This is a genomic window from Hyphomonas sp. (assembly GCF_046313735.1).
Classification (GTDB): Bacteria; Pseudomonadota; Alphaproteobacteria; order Caulobacterales; family Hyphomonadaceae; genus Hyphomonas.
In genome coordinates, this window is the sequence record NZ_JBKBXW010000052.1 from 1 (window position 1) to 4,964 (window position 4,964).

The following is a 4,964-nucleotide window of genomic DNA, read 5'->3' on the forward strand; positions in this document are numbered from 1 at the left end:
GGCGCTCCATGGGCCGGGACGCCTTCGTCAAGCGCGTCTGGGCGTGGAAGGAAGAGTCGGGCGGGGCCATTGTGGGCCAGCTCAAGCGCCTCGGCGCCTCCTGCGACTGGAGCGTTGAGCGCTTCACCATGGATGAGGGCCTCTCGAAGGCCGTCACCAAGGTGTTCGTGGACCTCTACAACAAGGGCCTCATCTACCGCGACAAGCGCCTCGTGAACTGGGACCCGCATTTCCAGACGGCGATCTCCGACCTTGAAGTCGAGATGAAGGAGGTCAGCGGCCATTACTGGCACCTGCGCTATCCGCTCGCAGACGGCGTCACCTATGACCATCCGGTCAAGGATGAAGACGGCAACATCACACTCGAGCGGCGCGACTATATCGTGGTCGCGACCTCGCGGCCCGAGACGATGCTGGGCGATACCTGTGTGGCGGTGCATCCCGAGGATGAGCGCTATACTGGCCTCATTGGGAAGTTCGTTGAACTTCCCATCGTCGGCCGCCGGATCCCGATCGTTGCAGACGACTATGCCAATCCCGAAAAGGGTTCCGGCGCCGTGAAGATCACGCCGGCGCACGATTTCAACGACTTTGAAGTCGGCAAGCGCGCGGGCCTGACGCCGTTGAATATCCTGACGGCGACCGCCGCCATCGTTGGCGGCGCGGACGCTGACACCGCCGGAATCCCGGATGAGTTCCGGGGGCTCTACCGGTTCAAGGCGCGCGACAAGATCATCGAAAAGTTCGAAGCGCTCGGCCTCCTCGACCGGATCGAAGACCTGAAGATCGAACAGCCCTTCGGCGACCGGTCCGGTGTCGTCATCGAACCGTGGCTCACGGATCAATGGTATGTGGATGCCGCGACGCTGGCTAAGCCTGCACGCAAGGCGGTCGAAGACGGGCACACGCGCTTCGTGCCGGAGAACTGGACGAAGACCTATTACAACTGGATAGACAATATTCAGCCTTGGTGCGTTTCGCGCCAGCTTTGGTGGGGGCACCGGATTCCGGTTTGGTATGGTCCAAAAAATTTCCCCGCGCCTGATCAACCGATGGGATCAAGCGAAATTATTGTAGCCGAGACGGAAGACCGAGCAATTGAATTGGCAAGGCAGATCTATGGACAAGAAGTTGAGGTAACTTTCAACAATAGCTTTCCGTTCACGGTGCACACAGCTGCTCCCCCAACGTTGGCAACAGGCAACTACGAAACAGGCCAGAAAGAATCGGTCGTCCTCTATCGTGACCCCGACGTCCTCGACACATGGTTCTCCTCCGCGCTCTGGCCGTTCTCGACGCAGGGCTGGCCGGAAGATACGGATGCGCTGAAAACCTTCTATCCGACGGCAACGCTGGTGACGGCGTTCGACATCATTTTCTTCTGGGTCGCCCGGATGATGATGATGGGGCAGGAGTTTACCGGCCAGGCTCCGTTCAAGGACGTTTACATCCACGCCCTCGTCCTCGACGAGAAGGGGCAGAAGATGTCGAAGTCCAAGGGCAATGCCATGGACCCGCTGGAGCTGGTCGATGAATTCGGCGCCGATGCGCTGCGTTTCACCATGGCCGCAATGGCTGCGCAGGGGCGCAATGTCCGCCTGTCGAAACAGCGCGTGGAAGGCTACCGCAATTTCTCGACCAAGCTCTGGAACGCCGTGCGCTTTGCCGAAATGAACGAGTGCGGCGCGCCGGGCGAGATCGACGTGCCCGCTGTCGAGCGCCCCGTCAATCGCTGGATACTCGGCGAACTTGATACGTGTACGGCAGAGGTGACGCGCGGCATTGAGGAATACCGCTTCAACGAGGCCGCCGGCGCGCTTTACCGTTTCATCTGGAATACGTTCTGTGACTGGTATCTGGAACTGATCAAGCCGCTGCTCGCCGGCATGAACGACGCCGCCAAGACTGAGACCCGCCTCGTTTGCGGCTATGTGATCGACGAGACGCTGAAGCTGCTCCAGCCCTTCATGCCGTTCGTGACAGAGGAATTGTGGGAACGCCGCGCCCCTGGCCGGGCTGCAGACCAGGGCTTTCTGATGCTGCAGGCCTGGCCGAAGGCGACCGGATGGCGGGATACGTCCGCCACCGAGGAAATCAGCTGGCTGATCGATCTGATCACGGAAATCCGTTCCCTCAGGAATGATCTCGGGGTGCCGGCCGGCGCCAAGGTGCCGCTGGCACTGGTCAATGCATCGGACGCAGACATCCACCGCGCCGGTGTGCACGAGGAAGTCCTGAAGCGAATGGCGCGGATCGATGACCTGACGCTGCCCGGCGACATGCCGGCAGGCGCCGTCTCCGCCGTCGTCGGATCTACCGTCGCGGCGCTCAGCATCGCCGACCTGATTGATGTCGCCGAAGCCCGCAAACGGCTCGACAAGGAAATCACAGGGCTGGACAAGGACATCACCGGCACGGAAAAGAAGCTGGCCAACGCCGATTTCGTCGCACGCGCACCGGAGGAAATCGTCGAGGAAAACCGCGAACGGCTGCGCGACTGGGGCGCAAGGCGCGACAAGCTGACCGCCGCACGCAAAAGCCTGGAGGGCGTATGACCATGACACTGATCCGGTTCGCCGCAATTGCCCTGGGAGGATTGATCCTGACCGCCTGCGCCACTGCCGCTTCCGAGAGCGCCCCTGCCCCCGAGACACCGGAATGGCGCCTCGTCATCCATGGCGGCGCAGGCGTCATCCTCCGTAGCCAGATGACCGCCGAGGCTGACGCCGAATACCGCGCCGCTCTGCATGCGGCTCTTGATGCCGGGTCTGACATCCTGAGAGCAGGCGGCAGCGCCCTCGACGCGGTCGAGGCGACTGTCCTCGTCATGGAGGATGACCCACTGTTCAACGCCGGCAAAGGCGCCGTGTTTACCGCCGCGGGTACCCATGAACTCGACGCGTCCATCATGGACGGTCGCAGCCGCGATGCGGGCGCGGTCGCCGGTGTCACGCGCGTGAAGAACCCGATCCGGGCGGCACGGGCCGTCATGGAACAGTCCGAACACGTCATGTTCGCCGGGACTGGCGCAGATGCCTTTGCCGAGGCGCAAGGCCTGGAACTCGTCGATAACACCTACTTCAACACCGATCGCCGCCGCGAGGCGCTCGAGCGCGTGCTCGAGCAGCGCACCCGCAGCGACGCGGACCGGCATGGCACCGTCGGCGCCGTCGCCATCGACCGGGACGGCAACATCGCGGCCGCCACTACCACCGGCGGCATGACCGCCAAGGCAGCCGGCCGCATCGGTGACACACCGCTGATCGGCGCGGCAACCTATGCCGAGAACGGCGTCTGCGCCGTCTCTGCCACAGGGCATGGCGAATACTTCATCCGCGTGGGCGTTGCCAAGACAATCTGCGACCGCGTGAAGTTCGCGGGCGAGGACATCACCACCGCGGCTGAGGTGGCTCTGGCCGAGGTCGCCGCGTTGGGCGGCGATGGCGGTGTGATCGTCATCGGCGGCGACGGCGCCTACAGCTTCGTGTTCAACTCCGAAGGCATGTACCGCGGCGTATCCAGCCCCGCCGGGGCAAGTGTTGCCATTTATCGCGACGAATAAGGCTCTTTGCGGCAAGGAATTTGCGCGCTAGGGCGAGTGGCAAAATTAAAGGATACCGTCATGTCCAAGACCTGGGACAAATCCCGCCTGCCCTCCCGCCATGTCACCGAAGGCCCGGAGCGCGCGCCGCATCGCAGCTATTATTACGCGATGGGCCTCTCGACCAAGGACATTAAAAAGCCCTTCGTCGGGGTCGCGTCCTGCTGGAACGAGGCCGCGCCCTGCAACACGGCGCTGATGCGCCAGGCGCATGCGGCCTCCGAAGGCGTCAAGGCAGCGGACGGCACGCCGCGCGAATTCTGCACCATCACCGTGACGGACGGCATCGCGATGGGCCATGAAGGCATGCGCTCCTCGCTCGTCAGCCGTGAAGTGATTGCGGATTCGGTGGAGCTCACCATGCGCGGCCATGGCTATGACGCGCTGGTCGGCGTCGCGGGCTGCGACAAGTCTCTGCCCGGCATGATGATGGCAATGCTGCGCCTGAACGTGCCCAGCGTGTTCCTCTATGGCGGCTCCATCCTGCCTGGCTCATTTGAGGGCCGGGATGTCACCGTGCTCGACGTGTTTGAGGCTGTCGGCGCGCATGCAGCCGGCTCGACCGACATGACGAGTGCCAAGCTCGAAGCACTCGAAAAAGTCGCCTGCCCCGGTGACGGCGCTTGCGGTGGCCAGTTTACGGCCAACACCATGGCCTGCGTCTCCGAGGCAATTGGCCTTGCCCTGCCGCTCTCGTCTGCGCTCCCCGCGCCGTATACGGACCGGGACGGCTACGCCGTCGCTTCCGGCAAGGCGGTCATGGACCTGATCGAAAAGAATCTCCGTCCACGCAATATCTGCACCCGCAAAGCCTTCGAAAATGCCGCCATCGTTGTCGCGGCCACGGGCGGTTCGACCAATGCGGCGCTGCACCTGCCAGCGATGGCGCATGAGTGCGGCGTACAGTTCGACCTCGCGGACGTTGCCGAAATCTTCAAGAAGACGCCCTATCTCGCGGATCTGAAGCCTGGCGGAAACTATGTCGCCAAGGATTTCGGCGCGGCCGGCGGCGTGCCGATGCTGATGAAGACGCTACATGAGGCGGGGCTCATCCATGGCGATTGCATGACCGTGACCGGCCAGACCTGGGCCGAATATCTGGAGGGCGTTACCTGGAACCCGGACCAGAAAGTTATCCGGCCTGTGTCCGACCCGCTCAGCCCGACCGGAGGCGTTGTCGGCTTATGGGGCTCGCTCGCCCCGGACGGCGCCATCGTTAAGGTCGCCGGCATGAAGAACCTGAAGTTCTCCGGTCCAGCTCGAGTATTTGACGGCGAGGAAGCCTGCTTCAAGGCCGTGAGCAACCGCGAATACAAGGAAGGCGAAGTCCTCGTCATCCGCTATGAGGGCCCGAAAGGCGGCC

At 63.0% G+C, this 4,964-nt stretch carries 3 protein-coding genes; all 3 read left to right on the forward strand.

Annotated features, from left to right (window positions below):
- A partial coding sequence (locus ACK4SV_RS15840; RefSeq protein ID WP_409918812.1) for a valine--tRNA ligase occupies positions 1-2,555 on the forward strand: 2,555 nt, incomplete at its 5' end.
- Positions 2,552-3,562 (forward strand): isoaspartyl peptidase/L-asparaginase family protein, encoded by a 1,011-nt coding sequence (locus tag ACK4SV_RS15845; RefSeq protein WP_409918813.1) that lies wholly within the window; start codon positions 2,552-2,554, stop codon positions 3,560-3,562. The genes ACK4SV_RS15840 and ACK4SV_RS15845, both read left to right, overlap by 4 nt.
- 60 nt (positions 3,563-3,622) lie before the next feature.
- Positions 3,623-4,964, forward strand: a 1,342-nt coding sequence (locus tag ACK4SV_RS15850; RefSeq protein ID WP_409918814.1) for a dihydroxy-acid dehydratase, incomplete at its 3' end; no start/stop codon positions are given.